Source organism: Novosphingobium sp. BL-A-28-Hi1-0D (genome assembly GCF_055521755.1).
The window spans coordinates 1655141-1672240 of record NZ_CM145502.1 but is presented as its reverse complement, the minus strand read 5'-3'; the positions used below and the strand labels follow the sequence as shown (position 1 = coordinate 1672240).

15 protein-coding genes are annotated in these 17100 nt (G+C 65.1%); 3 read left to right on the top strand and 12 right to left on the bottom strand.

Annotated elements, in window-relative coordinates:
- Window positions 1-15: 15 nt before the first annotated feature.
- From ACZ1JW_RS08295 to ACZ1JW_RS08240, 12 genes are all read right to left on the bottom strand, one after another.
- Entirely contained in the window at window positions 16-819 is an 804-nt protein-coding gene (locus tag ACZ1JW_RS08295) for a class I mannose-6-phosphate isomerase (protein WP_465142636.1), read from the bottom strand.
- Complete coding sequence (locus ACZ1JW_RS08290) at window positions 816-1856, bottom strand: mannose-1-phosphate guanylyltransferase (RefSeq protein ID WP_465142635.1); 1041 nt, start codon at window positions 1854-1856, stop codon at window positions 816-818. Before ACZ1JW_RS08290 ends, ACZ1JW_RS08295 begins: the two co-directional genes overlap by 4 nt.
- Before the next feature lie 44 nt (window positions 1857-1900).
- Window positions 1901-3193 carry a glycoside hydrolase family 130 protein gene (locus ACZ1JW_RS08285; RefSeq protein ID WP_465142634.1) on the bottom strand — a complete coding sequence of 431 codons (1293 nt, stop codon included), beginning with the start codon at window positions 3191-3193 and terminating at the stop codon, window positions 1901-1903.
- Window positions 3180-5543, bottom strand: a complete 2364-nt coding sequence (locus ACZ1JW_RS08280; protein WP_465142633.1) for a glycosyltransferase family 4 protein — start codon at window positions 5541-5543, stop codon at window positions 3180-3182. Before ACZ1JW_RS08280 ends, ACZ1JW_RS08285 begins: the two co-directional genes overlap by 14 nt.
- Before the next feature lie 210 nt (window positions 5544-5753).
- Window positions 5754-6497, bottom strand: a complete 744-nt coding sequence (locus ACZ1JW_RS08275) for a TonB family protein (RefSeq protein WP_465142632.1) — start codon at window positions 6495-6497, stop codon at window positions 5754-5756.
- An 84-nt stretch (window positions 6498-6581) separates the two neighbouring features.
- Window positions 6582-7367, bottom strand: coding sequence for a formate dehydrogenase accessory sulfurtransferase FdhD (fdhD, locus tag ACZ1JW_RS08270; protein WP_465142631.1), 786 nt, complete (start codon window positions 7365-7367; stop codon window positions 6582-6584).
- A complete protein-coding gene (locus ACZ1JW_RS08265) occupies window positions 7357-7581 on the bottom strand; it encodes a formate dehydrogenase subunit delta (RefSeq protein WP_465142630.1) in 225 nt (74 codons plus the stop codon). Before ACZ1JW_RS08265 ends, fdhD begins: the two co-directional genes overlap by 11 nt.
- Window positions 7578-10436, bottom strand: coding sequence for a formate dehydrogenase subunit alpha (gene fdhF / locus ACZ1JW_RS08260; RefSeq protein ID WP_465142629.1), 2859 nt, complete (start codon window positions 10434-10436; stop codon window positions 7578-7580). The genes ACZ1JW_RS08265 and fdhF overlap by 4 nt, the downstream gene beginning before the upstream one ends.
- The gene (locus ACZ1JW_RS08255) at window positions 10426-10959 is read right to left on the bottom strand and encodes a molybdenum cofactor guanylyltransferase (protein ID WP_465142628.1); all 534 of its coding nucleotides are present in this window, start codon (window positions 10957-10959) and stop codon (window positions 10426-10428) included. The genes fdhF and ACZ1JW_RS08255 overlap by 11 nt, the downstream gene beginning before the upstream one ends.
- 115 nt (window positions 10960-11074) lie before the next feature.
- Window positions 11075-12613: an NADH-ubiquinone oxidoreductase-F iron-sulfur binding region domain-containing protein gene (locus tag ACZ1JW_RS08250; protein ID WP_465124018.1), complete on the bottom strand. Its 1539-nt coding sequence runs from the start codon at window positions 12611-12613 to the stop codon at window positions 11075-11077.
- Window positions 12610-13023, bottom strand: coding sequence for an NAD(P)H-dependent oxidoreductase subunit E (locus ACZ1JW_RS08245; protein WP_465142627.1), 414 nt, complete (start codon window positions 13021-13023; stop codon window positions 12610-12612). The genes ACZ1JW_RS08250 and ACZ1JW_RS08245 overlap by 4 nt, the downstream gene beginning before the upstream one ends.
- A 72-nt stretch (window positions 13024-13095) precedes the next feature.
- The gene (locus ACZ1JW_RS08240) at window positions 13096-13983 is read right to left on the bottom strand and encodes a LysR family transcriptional regulator (protein WP_465142626.1); all 888 of its coding nucleotides are present in this window, start codon (window positions 13981-13983) and stop codon (window positions 13096-13098) included.
- Between the two features lie 238 nt (window positions 13984-14221).
- On the opposite strand from ACZ1JW_RS08240, the gene bioB reads away from it, so the two are divergent.
- Genes bioB through bioD form a run of 3 tightly spaced genes read left to right on the top strand, consistent with a single transcriptional unit; the run spans window position 14222 to window position 17069 of the window.
- The gene (gene bioB / locus ACZ1JW_RS08235; protein WP_465142625.1) at window positions 14222-15304 is read left to right on the top strand and encodes a biotin synthase BioB; all 1083 of its coding nucleotides are present in this window, start codon (window positions 14222-14224) and stop codon (window positions 15302-15304) included.
- Window positions 15304-16452: an 8-amino-7-oxononanoate synthase gene (locus ACZ1JW_RS08230; protein WP_465142624.1), complete on the top strand. Its 1149-nt coding sequence runs from the start codon at window positions 15304-15306 to the stop codon at window positions 16450-16452. Before bioB ends, ACZ1JW_RS08230 begins: the two co-directional genes overlap by 1 nt.
- The gene (gene bioD / locus ACZ1JW_RS08225) at window positions 16449-17069 is read left to right on the top strand and encodes a dethiobiotin synthase (RefSeq protein ID WP_465142623.1); all 621 of its coding nucleotides are present in this window, start codon (window positions 16449-16451) and stop codon (window positions 17067-17069) included. Before ACZ1JW_RS08230 ends, bioD begins: the two co-directional genes overlap by 4 nt.
- Window positions 17070-17100 lie beyond the last annotated feature (31 nt).

The window sequence follows — 17100 nt, the reverse complement described above, 5'->3', positions numbered from 1 at the left end:
CCAGGGGTGGCCCCGTCAGGCAGGCCGGACGAGAAGGCAGGTTCCTTCAGGGGCGAAGGCAATCGCCGCGATGCCTGAAGCCAAGGCGCATTGTCCGACATCGACTGTCTCACCTGCGACTGCGACCGCCTCGCTCACCGGGATCACGAGACAGGGTCCGGCATAGCCCCCCCTGACCCGGTCCGAGGGTTCACCGATTACGCAATCGGCTGTGAAGTACTTGCCGTTTGCAAGTTCGGACGCGGCGGCGAGCGTGTCATGGCGGCGAAGGTCAGACTTGTAAGGCTCGCCCTTGGCCACGGCGATGCTCTTGTCGAGATGGAGTTCGCGCGGGCGGCCGTAGTCATAGAGGCGATATGTGATGTCGCTGTTCTGCTGGATCTCGATCAGGCTGATTCCCGCACCGATGGCGTGGACCGTGCCCGCCGGAATGTAGAAGAAATCGCCGCGCCTGACCGGGTGCCATTCCATCAGGCCTTCGATGCTGCCATCGAGCGCTGCGGCGCGCATGGCTGCGGCATCGAGCGGCTCGCCAAAGCCGATGCCGAGGCGTGCGCCCGGTTCGGCGTCGAGGACAAGCCAGCATTCCTCCTTGCCGCAATCATTCTCGCTCAGCGCTTCGGCCTGGGCATCGCTGGGGTGGACCTGCACCGAGAGCTTTTCGCTGGTGAAGATGTACTTCACCAGAATCGATGAAAGCTCGGGCGTCGGTTCGAACCAGATCTCGCCAATGCTCCGGCCGCTTTCGGCTTCGAAAGGCGGGGGCAGGATGTCCTTGCCCCAGGGCTTCTCGACCATGCGCCGGGGCAACAACGTCACTGGTTCGCAGCTCCCGAAAGCTTGCCCACGCCTTGCGCCCCTTCGGGCGTGCAGACGAGGACCTCGTCGCCATCGACGACGATCATGAGGTTCGACGCGCCCACCACCGAAACGCGGGGGCCGTCACTCATAACGAGTACGTTGCTACAATCCTTCAGTTCCGCCCGCCCGCGGACGGAATTGCCCGCTTCGTCGCGCTCCTGCGCTTCGTGGAGCGCCTGCCAGTTGCCGATGTCGGACCACGCCATCGTAGCCGGGACCATGGCCGCACGGTCGGTGTTTTCCATGACCGCGTAATCGACGGATTCGCTTGGCACCTTGGCGAAGGCCGCACCATCGGGATGGAAGCGCATGCCATCGGCTGTGCCCTTGGTCACCGCTTCCCGCACTGCGGCAAGGATCTGCGGGCGGTGACGGCCCAGTTCTTCAAGAAAGGTCCCGACCTGGAACGCGAAGATGCCGCCGTTCCAGGCGTATTCGCCGCTGGTCAGGAACTCCATCGCGCGGGAAAGATCGGGCTTTTCGACGAAGCGCTCGACCTGTCTGCCGCCCGACCCTTCGATCACCGGCCCCTGCTTGAGATAGCCGAAGCCGGTCTCAGGCGCCGTGGGGACGATGCCGAAGGACACGAGCCAGCCAGCGCGCGCCAGCTTAGCAGCCTCGTGCGCAGCGGCGCGGAAGGCGTCGCAATCACCGATATGATGATCGCTCGGGCAAACGAGCATCACCGCGTCTTCAGGCAAGGTCAGCGCGGCAAGCGCAATCGCAGCAGCGGTATTGCGCGCCTCGGGCTCCACAATGATGTGGGTATGCGCAACATCGGGAAGCTGCTCTTCGACATGCGCGAGGTGGGCAGCGCCCGTGACCACGACGGGATCACCGAAGCCATCTGCCGCGGGGCAGCGCAGCACGGTGGCCCGGAACAGGGTATCTTCGCCCACCAGAGGAAGGAACGGCTTGGGCTTCACCTTGCGAGAGCGGGGCCAGAGGCGGGTGCCACTGCCACCGCACAGAATCACAGGAACTGTCTGGGTCATCGACTGCCTTGATATGCCTTGCTGCAGCGCAGCGCAGGTCTTTACTAACGGGTCGTTTCCATCCTTGCCAGCATTTCCCGAACCGACGTGGTAGCAAAACCAACCGCGCTGTCGGAGATGCCGTAGGGCACAAGCAACTGGTCCTCCACCAGCAGAGCACCACAGGTATAGACGACGTTCGGAACATAGCCGAAGCGATCGGCGTCTATCGCGGTGAGCAGCGGCTTGCTTGATCGGGCGATGACCTTTGACGGATCGTCCCGGTCGAGCAGCGCACACCCGAGCGCATACTTGCGCATCGCGCCGACGCCGTGGGTCAGCAGAAGCCAGCCTTCATCGGTCAGGATGGGGCTGCCGCAGTTGCCGATCTGGACAAATTCCCATGGGAATTCAGGCTCCATCAGCAAGACGCCATCGTCGTCCCAGCGATCGAGACTGTCCGAGCGCAGCAGGAACAGGTTCTTCCCGTCCTGCCGCCCGACCATGCAATACTGCCCGCCAATCTTCTGCGGGAACAGCGCCATGCCCTTGTTGCGACCTGCCCTTCCGAAGATCGGCTCCAGCACGATAGAGCGAAAATCGCGCGTACGCAGCAGTTCCGAGCGGATCGCCGAACCCGAATAGGCAGTATAGGTGCCGATCCATTCGTAATCCCCGCCGCCATGATCGAACCGCACAAGCCGCAGATCCTCGAGTCCGCCTCGCTGCTGCTCCGTCACCGGGAAGATCACGCTGTTCGACAGCGTGCTTTCCATGTGCCGATGGAGCGTGACCGCACAATCTTCGCCCTTGCACACGGTCAGGCTGTCATCAGGCAGCATGGCCGTGGCAAAGTGGCTTTGCGGCCAGAGTTCAAACGCGCCATCGGGAAGGGCAATGCCTTCGCGGAACACGATCGAGCTGATGTGCCCCTCGCCAACGGCGCGCAGGCTCATCACGAAGCGCACTGCGCCGCCGCCCATTCCGGTCTGGTCGGGATGGGGCACGATGCTGGGGTTCATCAGCGCCGCGGCAGCATAAGTGTATTCGTGGCAGAAGTAGGCCCCGATCAACCGCTTGCGCCGGATCGACAGACCCGAACCATCGAGTTGCAGCACCGCCTCGATCTGGCGGTAGCGTTCTTCGAACAGTTGCTCGGTCTGCCAATGGCGTTCCTCGAAATCGTGAAGGACGCGAGCGTATTCCTCGTCCGCCTCCTCGGATGTCAACGAGACGACATCGGACACGAGCTTGCGCGCCCGGGCACCGGAGCCCCCAGGACCCTGCCACCCAAGATGAAACGGACGAAGCACGACCCGCGATGGATCGGCGTGAAGCCTCTGTTCAAGCACCCGCAAGCTGTTGCGTACCCTTGCTGTTGATCTTCAAGGCAATGGTATCGGAGGCATTAGGTTCCTGAATGCCAGGCATTGTTCGCGGACGACGAGCGATTGCGGCCAGCGCATAGTGCGCAAGCTGGAACGCCAGGATCGATTCCGCGCCGCAATTGAGATTGACGCCCTGTGGAGTCACGCCGTCACGGCAGCGCCCCGTAGTGATGTCGCCCAGCACTTCGCCGCGATCGTTTCCGCCGAGGAACCAGCGATAGGCCGTCTCAGCATGGCGCACCCAGCCTTCGTCGCCTGTGGCAGCAAATGCAACCGCAGCAGCATCCACGGCTGCCCATGCCTCGAGCGGTTGCTGGTCGAACGGGAGGTTCTGGAAGGGCTTGCCGAACGTTTCGGAACCGACCGCGCGGAAGTGGCCCTGCGCCGAAATCTGCTGGCGCGCGATGAAGCGCAGCGAGGACAAGCCGCTTTCGACCCAGTCCTCACGGTGCATCACCCGCCCGGCGCCAATCAGCGCCTGCGACAGGCGGGGATTGTCGTAACCGAGCACCGCTTCGAACCATGCCCAGTCGGGACGTCGTCCGGCGTCGAGCAGGTTGGCCAGCAGTTCGCCGCCATGTCGCAGGCTCTCGCGCGCGCCGACATGGCCGGGATTGGCGCGTAGGGCTTCGATGCAGCCGAGCATGACGAACGCAACCGTGCGCGGCGCTTCCATCGCAGCGACGGGGGCAAGCGCAATATCGAACCACTGCGCGGCCCAATGTCGCAGGCCTTCATCAGGCGCGTTGTTCATCGCGCCACCAAGGGCCCAGACGGTACGGCCGTTGCTGTCCCCTGAGCCAACCGGCTCGCACCACGTCCTGTCGAAATTCATGAAGTTCCGAAAAGCGCGACGGTCAGGGTTCCAGGCGTGCTGGATGAACGAGGCATAGACCGTGGCCCAGCGCTGCCGCTCGGCCAGCGGCACGGCATCGGCCACGCCCATCAGCATCAGCGCGCGGACGTTGTCATCAAGGCAATAGCCGTGGCGTCGGTCGGGCACGGTGCCGATCGCATGCTGGAAGATGCCGGTGCTGTCGCTCATCGCGGTGACGCCGAAGAATCCGGGGGTGGCAAGAAGTGGCGCACCACGCACAGGTCGCACGACGACACTTTCCACCAGCGCACGCGCGGCAGCGGCGAACCGCGGCCAGATCGTCTCGCGGCCCTTGGTCCACGCGCGATGCTGCACGGCGCGCAGCTCGTCCGGATCATCGAGCAGGCGGTTGACGGCTGCAGCGATGACATCGGCCTGGCGCGGCTCGACAAGCACGCCCACGCCATCGGCCAGAAGTTCGCGAGCGTGGACATAGGGCGTTGATACCACCGCCTTGCCCAGCGCCACGGCATAGCTCAGCGTGCCCGAGGTCGATTGCTGCATGTTCGGATATGGCGTGAGATAGATATCGCAGGCCTCGATCTGATCGAGCAGTTCGCCGAGGTCGAGAAAGCGGTTGTCCCACTGCACGTTGGCACGGACACCCAGGCTCTCGGCAAGCGCGGCAAGGCCTTCGCGGTAGCTCTCGCCCTCGGTGGCAACGAGATTAGGGTGCGTCGCGCCGACGATCCGATAGACCACATCGGGATGGTGCTCGACGATGGCGGGCAGCGCCTCGATCACCGTTTCGAGCCCCTTGCCGGGACCCAGCAGGCCGAAGGTCATCATCACGCGGCGGCCTTCAAGGCCCAGCTGCGCCTTGCGGTCCGACGTGTTACGCAGGGGGCGATCCGGCGCGCCATGTGCGATCACCGCGATGCGCTCGGCCGGAACGCGGTAGAGGGTCTGCAACAGCCCCATCGAGTGCTGCGACATGACCATCACCCGCGAAGCCCGGCGCAGAAGATGCTCGATGACCTCGCGCTGGCGGACTGACGGTTCGGCCAGCACGGTGTGGAGCGTGACGATCAGGGGAGCCGCCACGCGGTCGACCAGTTCGAGCACCATGTCGCCGGCCTCGCCGCCGAAAATGCCGTACTCATGCTGCAGCCAGACCGCGTCGACGCCATCCTCGTTCATGCGACGCGCGGCGGCGCGGTAGTCATCGGCGCAATCGGCGCGGATCACGCCGCGGGCACGGTCATAGGTCAGCGGCGAGCGGGGATCGTCGATCACGTGGAGATCGACCGACACTTCGCTGTGGTGCGCCGCCAGTTGCTCGTAGATGTCGGTGGTGAAAGTCGCGATGCCGCACTTGCGAGGCGCGAAGCCGCCAATCAGGGCAACCCGACAGGCGGGCGCGCCCTGCGTGCGGCGCAGGAAGGACAGGACGCCAGTAGCCGAGGTTTCGCCGGGTCCGGACGTGAAGTCGATGGTGGTCATGGCGTGCTGGTCTTCCGAATAGCTGAAGCAACCACGAAGGCGCGGAAACTTTACTCTCGATGAACCAACGCAGCGGGGGCGATCCGGTTGCATTGCGATGCAACAAGAATGTCGCCCGAATCGCGCAGCCTGCCGCAAATCCCTGTCATTCCATCATTATTGTGATTCGAGACCACTGCGCGCCCTGAATGCAGCGCAGCATAATCGGCGTCAAGGCGCGAACCAGCGCTGCTCCCAGCCGTAAGTCGAGGCTACCGGCCTTCCTTCTGCATCGGTCGCAGGACGGAAGCGGAAGCGCTCGCTGGCAAGGTGGCAAGTCACCGCGTCGGCCTCGGGGGCACCGCTGGCCCGCCACACGCGGCACCCCGTAACCCGCCCCTCGGCGCTGACCTCAAGCAGGATGACGACGCGCTTCCCGATGCGCTCCTGCTGGCTCTTCGTCGGGTAATCGCGGGTCGAACGGATATCGCCGGCGATTTTCTCAGCCTTGCGAGCGAGCCCCCCACCCGAGCCGTTGCCACTGGCTCCGCTCCCCGTCCCCATACCCTCGCCACCCCCGCCGGTGCCCTGACCCTGCGCCGCAGCGCCCGAGCGGACATCGTTGCCGGTGGAAGCGACAGGCGGCGCGGGTTCGGGACGCGAAGGAAGCCGGGCGCGGGCGACGACGGGCTTGGCCTTTGCCTTGCGGCCTTCCTCTCCCGATGCGCCTGCGGGTTCCGGCGTCGTGGGAGTGGGGCTGGGCTTGGGCTTTTCGAGAGGGACGTCGAAGGTGCGCGTGGTGAAAGGATCGGCCTCGGTCCCGGTCATCGCGGGCACTCCGCCGAAGCCATGGATGACGCCCCACAGCACAAGCAGATGCAGGCACAGCGCAAGCGTTGCAGGCAGCGCCCGGTCACGCCCGTTCTTGCGCCGGACGGCAAAGGGTTGCGAATCCGGCGAAGCGATGTGTCCCATAGCCCCCGAAAACCTCCGACCCCGACCTTCGATCCCGGGTCGCTCGCATGTTAGACGGTTTGTCCGGCAGCGGAAGGGCAAGGTTCAGGATTCGAGCAGACTGTCCTTCCGGGCCAGACTGACCAGTCTGAGGCCATGGGCCGCAGCCTGTTCCACGGCAAGGGTCGAGGCGGCCGAGATCGTCACGAGCAACGGCACACCCGCGATCACCGCCTTCTGCACCAGCTCGAAACTGCAGCGTGCAGTCAGCAGGATGAAGTGTGCCGAAACGTTGAGGCCAGCACGAGCAGCCGCGCCCAGCAGCTTGTCGAGCGCGTTGTGGCGGCCGACGTCCTCGCGCACCAGCACGATCGTGCCATCCGGCGTGCAGAGCGCGGCGGCATGGGCAGCGCCCGTTGCCCGCCCGAGCACCTGAAGCTCGCGCAGGGCCGCTGTCGCGCGGAACATCGCATCCGGACCGACCTCGATGCGCGAGGTGACCGGCGACAGCGGTCGCATGACCTGTTCGAGGCTTTCGATGCCGCACAACCCGCAACTGCCCTCGGCCAGACGCAGGCGGGCGCGTTCGAGCAGAGGACTGGCACCCGATGCGGCAAGTTGCACGCGCAGCATCCACCCGCCGGCTTCGACCGGTGCGGCCTGTGCGGAAAGGAACTCGGCAGGCGCGGCGATGAGCTGTTCCGACAGGCAGAAGCCCAGCGCATAGTCTTCAAGGTCGGTGGGCGTGGCCATCATCACCGCGTAGCCAAGGCCATTGATCTCGACGGCGACAGGCACCTCGTCGATTACCTGACGCGTGATCGTCCGCGAGGCGCTGCCATCGGCGAAGTGCTCACAAAAGCCGACCTCGCGCGCGCCTTCAACCGGCATCAGCCACCCGCGCCGCCTGCACCCGCTGCATGGCCTCGGCCGCCACCGGATCGAGCCCGGCGCCACCCTCGGCCACAAGCATGTCTATCATGCGCGGGGTCCAGAACGCGGTGATGTGATCGGCAACAGCAGCAACGGGCTTGTCATCATGCACCAGATTGCGCGCGATCTGGTTGGCCATGTAGGCCAGCTTTTCGACCGTATGCGCGCTCATTCGGCAGGCTCCATCGCGCCTTCGTGGCCCATGATGCGGCGCGAGAGCGTGGCTTGCGCCTCGTAGTCCTCCTGCCACTCGGTGGGGCCGTTGGAGGGCGTGATCTGCACCGCCGTGACCTTGTATTCGGGGCAGTTGGTGGCCCAGTCCGAATAGTCGGTTGTGACGACATTGGCCTGCGTCGCGGGGTGGTGGAAGGTGGTGTAGACCACGCCCGGTGCCACGCGATCAGTGACGAGCGCGCGCAGGGTGGTTTCCCCCGAACGGCTGGCCAGCTTGACCCAGTCACCCGATTTCAGGCCGCGGTTCTCGGCATCGGTCGGGTGGATTTCGAGCAGGTCTTCCTCGTGCCAAACGACGTTTGCGGTGCGCCGCGTCTGCGCGCCGACGTTGTATTGGCTGAGGATGCGCCCCGTCGTCAGCAGCAGCGGGAAGCGCGGGCCGGTGCGCTCGTCGGTCGGCACGTAGTCCGTTACCACGAACTTGCCCTTGCCGCGCACGAAGCCGTCGATGTGCATGATCGGCGAACCATCGGGGGCCTTGTCGTTGACCGGCCACTGCAGCGAACCTTCTGCATCCAGCCGCTTGTAGTTCACGCCCGAGAACGTCGGCGTCAGCCGCGCGATCTCGTCCATGATCTCGCTCGGGTGGGTGTAGTTCCAGTCAAGGCCGATGGCGCTCGCCAGTTCCTGCGTGACCTGCCAGTCCTCGTAGCCGTTGAGCGGCTCCATCACCTTGCGCACCGGCTGGATGCGGCGTTCGGCGTTGGTGAAGGTGCCGTTCTTTTCGAGGAAGGTCGATCCCGGCAGGAACACGTGCGCGTAGTTCGCGGTCTCGTTGAGGAACAGGTCGTGGACGATCACGCATTCCATCGCGGCAAGGCCCGCCGCCACGTGTTTGGTATCGGGGTCGGACTGCAGGATGTCCTCGCCCTGGATGTAGATCGCCTTGAACTGCCCGTCGGTTGCGGCATCGAGCATGTTGGGAATGCGCAGGCCCGGTTCGGGATCGATCTTCACGCCCCATTCGGCCTCGAACAGGTCCCGCGTCGCCGCATCCGAGACATGGCGGTAGCCGGAAAGCTCGTGCGGAAAAGAACCCATGTCGCAGGCACCCTGCACGTTGTTCTGCCCGCGCAAGGGATTCACGCCCACGCCGCGTCGGCCGATGTTGCCGGTCGCCATGGCAAGGTTGGCGATGGCCATGACGGTAGAGGAGCCCTGGCTGTGCTCGGTCACGCCAAGACCGTAGTAGATCGCCCCATTGCCGCCCGTGGCATACAGGCGCGCAGCTCCGCGAATGGCTTCGGGATCGACGCCGATTACGGGCGAGAGAAATTCGGGACTGTTGCGCTCTGCCGAGACGAATTCAGCCCAGTGCTGGTATTCATCCCAGTCGCACCGCTCGCGGATGAAAGCTTCGTTGGCGAGGCCTTCGGTCACGATCACGTGCGCAATCGCGGTAAGGATCGCGACATTGGTGCCGGGGCGCAGCGGCAGGTGGTAGTCCGCCTCGATATGCGGTGAGCGGACCAGATCGGTGCGGCGCGGATCGATCACGATCAGCCTGGCACCCTGCCGCAAGCGCCGCTTCATGCGGCTGGCAAAGACGGGATGCCCGTCAGTGGGGTTGGCGCCGATCACGAGGATGACGTCGCTGTCCTCGACGCTGTCGAAGTCCTGCGTGCCCGCCGAGGTGCCGAACGTGGTCTTGAGGCCATAACCGGTGGGCGAGTGACACACCCGCGCGCAGGTATCGACGTTGTTGGTGCCGAACCCGGCGCGAATCAGCTTCTGGACGAGGAAGGTCTCCTCGTTGGTGCAGCGGCTGGAGGTGATGCCGCCCAGCGCATTGCGCCCAAAGGTATCGCGGATGCGGTTGATCTCGCGCGCCGCGTAAGTCAGCGCCTCTTCCCACGAAACCTCGCGCCAAGGCTGGTCGATGGACTCGCGGATCATCGGCGAGAGGATGCGCTCCTGATGCTGGGCATAGCCCCAGGCGAAGCGGCCCTTGACGCAGGAGTGGCCGCGGTTGGCCTTGCCGTCCTTCCACGGCACCATGCGTACGAGTTGCTCGCCGCGCATCTCGGCGCGGAAGGTGCAGCCGACGCCGCAATAGGCGCATGTGGTGACCACCGCGCGCTCGGGCTTGCCGATTTCCTTGACCGCCTTTTCCTGCAAGGTCGCGGTCGGGCAGGCCTGCACGCAGGCACCGCACGAAACGCATTCGGAGGACAGAAAATTGTCGGAGGCGAGGCCCGCAGAAACCTTGCTCTCGAACCCGCGCCCCTCGATGGTCAGCGCCAGCGTGCCCTGCACTTCGTCGCAGGCGCGCACGCAGCGCGAGCAGACGATGCATTTAGAAGGATCGAAATCGAAGTAGGGGTTCGAGATGTCCGGTCTTTCGCCCAGATGGTTCTCGCCCTCATAGCCATAGCGCACGTCGCGCAGGCCCACGGCGGCAGCCTGATCCTGCAACTCGCAATCGTTGTTGGCGCTGCAGGTCAGGCAATCGAGTGGGTGGTCGGAGATGTAGAGTTCCATCACCCCCTTGCGCAGCTTCTGCAGGCGCGGGGTCTGGGTGCGGACTTTCATGCCTTCCGACACCGGCGTGGTGCACGATGCGGGCGTCCCGCGCATTCCATCGATCTCGACAAGGCACAAGCGGCACGAGCCGAACTGCTTGAGGTTGTCGGTTGCACAAAGCTTCGGGATCGAACCGCCGGTCAGCGCAGCGGCGCGCATCACCGTGGTGCCAGCGGGCACGGTAACCTCGCGCCCGTCGATCTGGCAGGTCACTTCTGTGTCGCTGCGGACTTCCGGGGTGCCGAAATCGGCCTGGCGTTCATAACCCATGGGATCGCTCCTCGGCGGTCATCAGGTCCGCCGGTGTATTGATATTAGCAGGATTTTCGGAAAAGCGCACCGCCCGCGCCCCGATGCTTGTTGCGAAGGCGCGCATGGAATGACGACCATCGCTGGTCAGCAGGGCATCGAGCGTGGCCGAGGCGCTGGCTGGCCACAGCCCGATTACAGGCTGGCTTTCGCAATAGGCAGGTGCCGGGGCCAACTGCGCCACCAGATCGTCGGCCAGTCCCACGCTGTCGACCGAGCAGGTCAGCACATCGTCATACCCCGCATCGCAGGCATGATGGAGGGCGGCGGCAATTCCGCCCAGCGGCCCCATATCCGCGCGCGGCCAGTCGGGCAGCGTCAGCGCAGGCGCATCTTCACGTCCGACGACGATCACCGCATCGCACTGCGCCTCCAGTGCCTCGACCGCCAGCGCCAGCAGCGTACGCCCACCCAGCTCCGCCAGCGCCTTGTCGCTGCCGAAACGCGTGGACCGGCCACCGGCGAGGACTGCGCCGAGGATCATGGCGCAACCGTTGCGTTGGCATGCTTCGACAAGCTCAGCATGAGCGGGGTAGAAGTGACAGCCTTGCCCAAGCTCCGCTCATCCTGAGCCTGTCGAAGGATGCCCGCGCGCCCCATCACTCCGCCGCTTCCTTCGTCCCATCCGCGCCGAAATCCTCGGGGAAGTTGCGCAGCGCCGACAGCACCGGATAGGGCGTGAAGCCGCCCAGAGCGCAGAGCGAGCCGAACTTCATCGTCTCGCACAGGTCTTCGAGCAGAGTGATTTCGTCGGCCAACGAACGCTCGACCTTTTGAGCGTTGTGCATCTGCGGCAGCGCCTCGACCTTGTCGGGTGCGCGCCCGGAGCGCGCGCGGATGCGGTCGATCAGCTCGACGCCCCGGGTGGAGCCGATGCGACAGGGCGTGCACTTGCCACAGGATTCGGCGGCGCAGAATTCCATGGCGAAACGGGCCTGTTTGCTCATGTCTGCCGTATCATCGAACACGGTGATCCCTGCATGGCCGATCAGGCCATCGGCCTCGGCAAAGGATTCGTAATCGAACGGCAGGTGGAAGTCGGCAGGCGAATGATAGGCCCCAAGCGGCCCGCCCACCTGCACCGCGCGCACCGGACGGCCCGAAGCCGTGCCGCCGCCCACGGTCATCACCAGCTCGCCCAGCGTCACGCCAAAGCCCACTTCGAACAACCCGCCGTGCTTCACGTTGCCCGCGATCTGGATCGGCATCGTGCCCTTGGACCGGCCGAAGCCCACCGCCGCATAGGCCGCAGCGCCATTGGCCATGATCCACGGCACCGCTGCCAGCGTCAGCACGTTGTTGACCACGGTCGGCTTGCCGAACAGGCCTTCCAATGCAGGCAATGGCGGCTTGGCACGCACTTCGCCGCGCTTGCCTTCAAGGCTGTTGAGCAGCGAGGTTTCCTCGCCGCAGACATAGGCGCCCGCGCCCACGCGTACTTCCAGTTCGAACGGCGCCACCAGATGCGCCGAGGCCCGCACCGCCGCCTGCATCTTGGCAATCGCGTGCGGATACTCGCTGCGGATATAGACGTAGCCCTTCTGCGCGCCGACGGCATGGGCGGCAATCGCCATGCCTTCGACCAGCATGAAGGGATCGCCCTCCATCACCATGCGGTCGGCAAAAGTCGCGCTGTCACCCTCGTCGGCGTTGCAGACCACGTACTTGCGGTCTGCCTGGGCCTTGGCGACGGTCGTCCACTTGATCCCCGCCGGGAAACCTGCCCCGCCGCGCCCGCGCAGGCCGGACTCGGTCACTTGCGCAATGGTAGCCTCCGGCCCGATCTCGCGCGCCCTGGCGAGGCCCTGCCAGCCGCCATTCGCGGCATAGTCCTCAAGGCTCAAGGGCCGCGTCTTGCCAGCGCGCATGAAGGTAAAGCGCTGCTGCTTGGCAATGAAGGGATGATCCTCGATCCGCCCGATGGCCTTTGCCGACGTGCCCGCGAGTACAGCGTCGACATCTTCAGGCTCAAGTGGCCCGAAGCCCAAACCATCAATCTCGGCCAGCGGCTCCAGCCACTGCATGCCCCATGAAGACACGCGTTCGACCGTGCATCCCGACGCCACGAAAGCCGCCGCCACATCGTCCGCGCCGCAGGCAAGGGCAAGCGCGTCATCGCTGATCCGTACCAAGGTCATGCCAGCGCCTCCACCAGTGCGCCAAGCTTTGCCGCATCGAGCCGCGCGTGGACCTTGCTGCCGACCATCGCGTTCGGCCCGACCGAGCAAAGCCCGAGGCAATAGACTGTCTCGACCATCACCCGCAGATTATCCGGCAGACCCGCCGCAAGCGCTTCCACACCGCGCGCCTGGCAAGCCTCGGCTCGGCAAAGCTTCAGCACGGGCCGCGCATCCGGCTCGGCATGAAAGTCATGATAGAAGCTGACGACGCCATGCACTTCGGCACGGCTGAGGTTCAGCGCCTGCGCAATAGCGCGCATCGCCTCTTCCGAAACGTAGCCATACTCGGCCTGCACATCGTGCAGGATCGGCAGGAGCGGTCCTTCGGCCGATGCGTGGGCGGCGATGATCTGTTGCAGTCGTTCCATTGCCTTGAATGCCTTGATCCGATGGAAGCGAAGGTCAAATCAAAAGTTCCGAAGCTTGATAGATAAAACCTATCACTCTTCAGCCAGACTTCGTGCAATCTCGACGGCCGCGCCCGCCATCGGGCTCAATGACACGCGATTGACGACGACAAGGCCGATCCGCCGCGTCTCTCCGGGATCGTCGAGCGGGCTGAACCGGGCCCAGTCGAGGCCAGCCAGCAAGGTAGCATAAGTGTCGGGAACGATGGTGCAGAAACCGCCGGAGCGGACCAGCTCGAACAAGGTCACATAGCTGTCAGCCACCGCGCGCGGAGTGATCGCGATGCCCGCTGCAGCCATCCGTCCGTCAAGGATACGCCTGAACTGCATGCCCTGGTGCAGAAGGCACAGCGGCTGCCGCGCCGCTTCCTGCCAGCTTGTCGGCGCGGCTGCATCAATTCCGGAACCGGCGCGCGAGACGAAGAGGTAGCGTTCGGCATGAAGGCCCACAGAGAGCACGTTGCCGGGCGGTTCGTGGTCGAGATAGGTAAGCCCGGCATCGCATTCGAAGGCGTTGAGCGAACGCTCGATCTCGCGCGACGTTGCCGAGCGTACCGACAGCGTCACGCCCGGATGTCGCGACAGGAGAGCTTCGCCAAAAAGGCCCACAAGGGGCAGCGCAGCCGGGATGGCAGCAAGCGAGAACTCGCCCGTCAGCACGGCCGAGCTCGCCGCGACCGAGCTGGACATGCTGGCCACCGCGCCAAGGATCTGCTCTGCCCAGGGCAACATTGCCTGGCCATGACTGGTCAACCCGAGAAACCTGCGATCGCGCTCAACTAACCGGTGGCCCACCTCCTGCTCGAGCGCCGACAGTCCGGCAGAAAGCGTCGGTTGCGAAACGCCGCACTCTGCCGCCGCGTTGGCGAAGTGGCGCAAGCGGGCGATGGCAACGAAGTACCGCAACTGGCGTAGATGCATGCTGTCACCGACGGTATAATAGGGCCGCTCTATCAACCCCGCTCATGAACAAGTGTCAATCGGACAGTCGCGCACCCATACTCGGCAGCCTAACCCAGATGCAGGGCCGGCTGCAGTCGCAGCGTCTCACCTGGTGAAATGCAAAATATCGCTTTGCAGCTTTGCTAATTCACTTGAGCATGTTGCACTGAAATGGGCTAAGGGCGCCCGAGATCAAGACTCCGAAGGGATTCCAGCCGTGCACGACACTCTCACCCGCCAGCGCGAAACGACTGCTTCAGCCAGCGCCGTCCGCACCGACTGGACACGGGAAGAGATCGCCGCGCTGTTCGATCTGCCGTTCACCGAACTGGTGTTCCGCGCAGCTGAGGTTCATCGCCAGCACCACCGCGCTGGCGAAGTGCAGCTGTGCACGCTGCTCTCGATCAAGACTGGCGGCTGCCCCGAGGACTGCGGCTACTGCTCGCAGTCGGTCAAGGCCGACAGCGGCGTCGAGGCGACCAAGCTGATGGAAGTGCAGAAGGTGCTGCAGTCCGCCGCCCAGGCGAAAGACAACGGCTCGAAGCGCTTCTGCATGGGCGCGGCGTGGCGCAACCCCAAAGACCGCGACATGCCCGCGATCATCGCCATGGTGAAGGGCGTACGCGAGATGGGCATGGAAACCTGCATGACGCTGGGCATGCTCACGCCTTCGCAGGCCGCGCAGCTCGCCGAAGCGGGTCTCGACTATTACAACCACAACATCGACACCTCGCCCGAACGCTACGAGGACCTCATCACCACCCGCACTTTCGCCGACCGTCTCCAGACGCTGGAGAACGTGCGCAATGCCGGGATCAACGTCTGCTCGGGCGGCATCGTCGGGCTGGGCGAGACGCGCGCCGACCGTGTCGGCTTCGTCCATGCCCTCGCCACGCTCGAACAACATCCCGAAAGCGTGCCGGTCAACGCGCTGGTGCCGATCAAAGGCACCGTGCTGGGCGACATGCTCGCCGACACCCCGCTCGCCAAGATCGACGACATCGAGTTCGTCCGCACCGTCGCGGTTGCGCGCATCACCATGCCGCTGTCGATGGTCCGTCTTTCCGCAGGCCGCGAATCGATGTCCGAAGCTACGCAGGCGCTGTGCTTCATGGCAGGCGCCAACTCGATCTTCACCGGCGACAAGCTGCTCACCGCCGCCAATGCAGGCGACGATGCCGACGCTGCCATGTTCGCCCGCCTCGGCCTCAAGCCGATGGAAGGCGAAGAGCCGATGCGTGCCCAGAAGGCCGAAAATCTGAAGGCAGTCGGAGGCTGTTCGGGAGGCTGCGCGGCTTGATGGCTGGGAGCACCACACGCACCGGCTCGCTCTGGTCGGCGCACACCGCCGATCTTGCCGCATTGGGGGAAAAGGCGCGCCTGCGCAGTCTCGCACCTCGCCGCGGCATCGACTTCGCCTCGAACGACTACCTTGCGCTGTCGTCCTCGCCCCGGCTTGCGGCGGCGGTGCAGGAGGCCATTGCGCGCGGGGTTCCGCTCGGCTCGGGCGGATCGCGCCTGCTGCGCGGCAACGATCCCGAGCATGAACTGCTGGAAGAGGAAGCTGCCCGCTTCTTCGGCACGGAATCCGCACTGTTCTTCTCGGCAGGCTATGCCGCCAACGTCGCTCTGCTTTCCACGCTCCCCCAGCGCGGGGACCTGATCGTCCACGACGAACTCGTCCACGCCTCGATGCACGAAGGCCTGCGCCTGACCCGTGCCACGGCGGTCAGCGCTACTCACAACGACGCGCAAAGCTTCGATGACGCCGCGCGCGAATGGCGGGCCAAGGGCAATACCGGCCGCATCTGGCTCGCCTTCGAGACGCTTTATTCGATGGACGGCGACATGGCTCCCGTAGCCGAAATGGCCCGCGTCGCCGAGCGCCACGAAGCAATCATGATCATCGACGAGGCTCATTCCACTGGCGTGTTCGGCCCGGACGGACGCGGCCTCGCCGCCAGCCTCGATGGTCGCCCCGACACCATCGTCCTACGCACGTGCGGCAAGGCGATGGGCTGCGAGGGAGCGCTCGTGCTTGGCCCCAAGGTCGTGCGCGATTTCCTCGTCAATCGCGGCCGCCCGTTCATCTTCTCGACCGCGCCCTCGCCGCTGGTCTGCGCCGCCGTGCGCGAAGCGATCCGCATCATGGCCGACGAACCGCAACGCCGCGAAGCCTTGCGCGATCTCGTCGCCCATGCCGAGCAAGTGCTGGCTCCGCATGGCGCGCAGGCCACCGGCTCGCAGATCCTGCCGCTTATCCTGCACGAGGACGCGCGCACCATGGCGGTGGCCTCCGCATTGCAGGCCAAGGGCTTTGACGTGCGCGGCATCCGCCCGCCTACCGTGCCGCAAGGCACCAGCCGGTTGCGCATCTCGCTCACCCTTAACGCCACGCACGAGGATGTCGATGCCCTCGGCACAGCGCTGGCGGAGGCCCTGCAATGACCGCCTTTGTTGTTACCGGCACCGACACCGGCATCGGCAAGACGATCTTCTCGGCCGCGCTCACCGGCGCACTTCAGGCGCATTACTGGAAGCCGGTACAGGCGGGCCTCGACGATGGTGCGGACCGCGATCATGTTGCGCGTCTGGCTGGCGTCCCAGCAGGCAACGTACTGCCCGAAGCCTATCGCCTCAACACCCCCTGCTCCCCGCACCGCGCGGCGGAACTGGATGGCGTGGTGATCGATCTTGCGCAATTGTCGCTGCCGGATGTCCGCCCGCTCGTGATCGAGGGGGCTGGCGGCGCACTGGTCCCGGTCACGCGCAACACGACCTATGCCGATGTCTTCGCGTGGTGGAACCTGCCAGTGATCGTCGTTGCCCGCACTGCATTGGGCACGATCAACCATTCGCTGATGACGTTCGAGGCTTTGCGTTCGCGCGGCGTGCCGATCCACGGCGTGGCTTTCGTCGGCGATGCCAACGAGGACAGCGAAGCGACGATCAGTGCGATGGGCGAGGTCAGGCGCCTCGGGCGGCTGCCCATGCTTGAGCAGCTCGACGCCGAGAGCCTCGCCGCCGCCTTCGCGAAAAACTTTCGCAGCGAGGACTTCGCCTAGATTTCGTCATTCCCGCGCAGGCGGGAATCTA

Excerpts from the sequence above, each read along its gene's own strand:
- ACZ1JW_RS08265 (WP_465142630.1), bottom strand. The coding sequence starts at position 7,581 with ATGAGCGCGCATACGGTCGAAAAGCTGGCCTACATGGCCAACCAGATC.
- ACZ1JW_RS08290 (WP_465142635.1), bottom strand. The coding sequence starts at position 1,856 with ATGACCCAGACAGTTCCTGTGATTCTGTGCGGTGGCAGTGGCACCCGC.
- ACZ1JW_RS08275 (WP_465142632.1), bottom strand. The coding sequence starts at position 6,497 with ATGGGACACATCGCTTCGCCGGATTCGCAACCCTTTGCCGTCCGGCGC.
- ACZ1JW_RS08255 (WP_465142628.1), bottom strand. The coding sequence starts at position 10,959 with ATGATCCTCGGCGCAGTCCTCGCCGGTGGCCGGTCCACGCGTTTCGGC.
- ACZ1JW_RS08250 (WP_465124018.1), bottom strand. The coding sequence starts at position 12,613 with ATGACCTTGGTACGGATCAGCGATGACGCGCTTGCCCTTGCCTGCGGC.
- ACZ1JW_RS08280 (WP_465142633.1), bottom strand. The coding sequence starts at position 5,543 with ATGACCACCATCGACTTCACGTCCGGACCCGGCGAAACCTCGGCTACT.
- fdhD (WP_465142631.1), bottom strand. The coding sequence starts at position 7,367 with ATGCCGGTTGAAGGCGCGCGCGAGGTCGGCTTTTGTGAGCACTTCGCC.
- ACZ1JW_RS08230 (WP_465142624.1), top strand. The coding sequence starts at position 15,304 with ATGGCTGGGAGCACCACACGCACCGGCTCGCTCTGGTCGGCGCACACC.
- ACZ1JW_RS08240 (WP_465142626.1), bottom strand. The coding sequence starts at position 13,983 with ATGCATCTACGCCAGTTGCGGTACTTCGTTGCCATCGCCCGCTTGCGC.
- ACZ1JW_RS08245 (WP_465142627.1), bottom strand. The coding sequence starts at position 13,023 with ATGGAACGACTGCAACAGATCATCGCCGCCCACGCATCGGCCGAAGGA.
- bioD (WP_465142623.1), top strand. The coding sequence starts at position 16,449 with ATGACCGCCTTTGTTGTTACCGGCACCGACACCGGCATCGGCAAGACG.
- fdhF (WP_465142629.1), bottom strand. The coding sequence starts at position 10,436 with ATGGGTTATGAACGCCAGGCCGATTTCGGCACCCCGGAAGTCCGCAGC.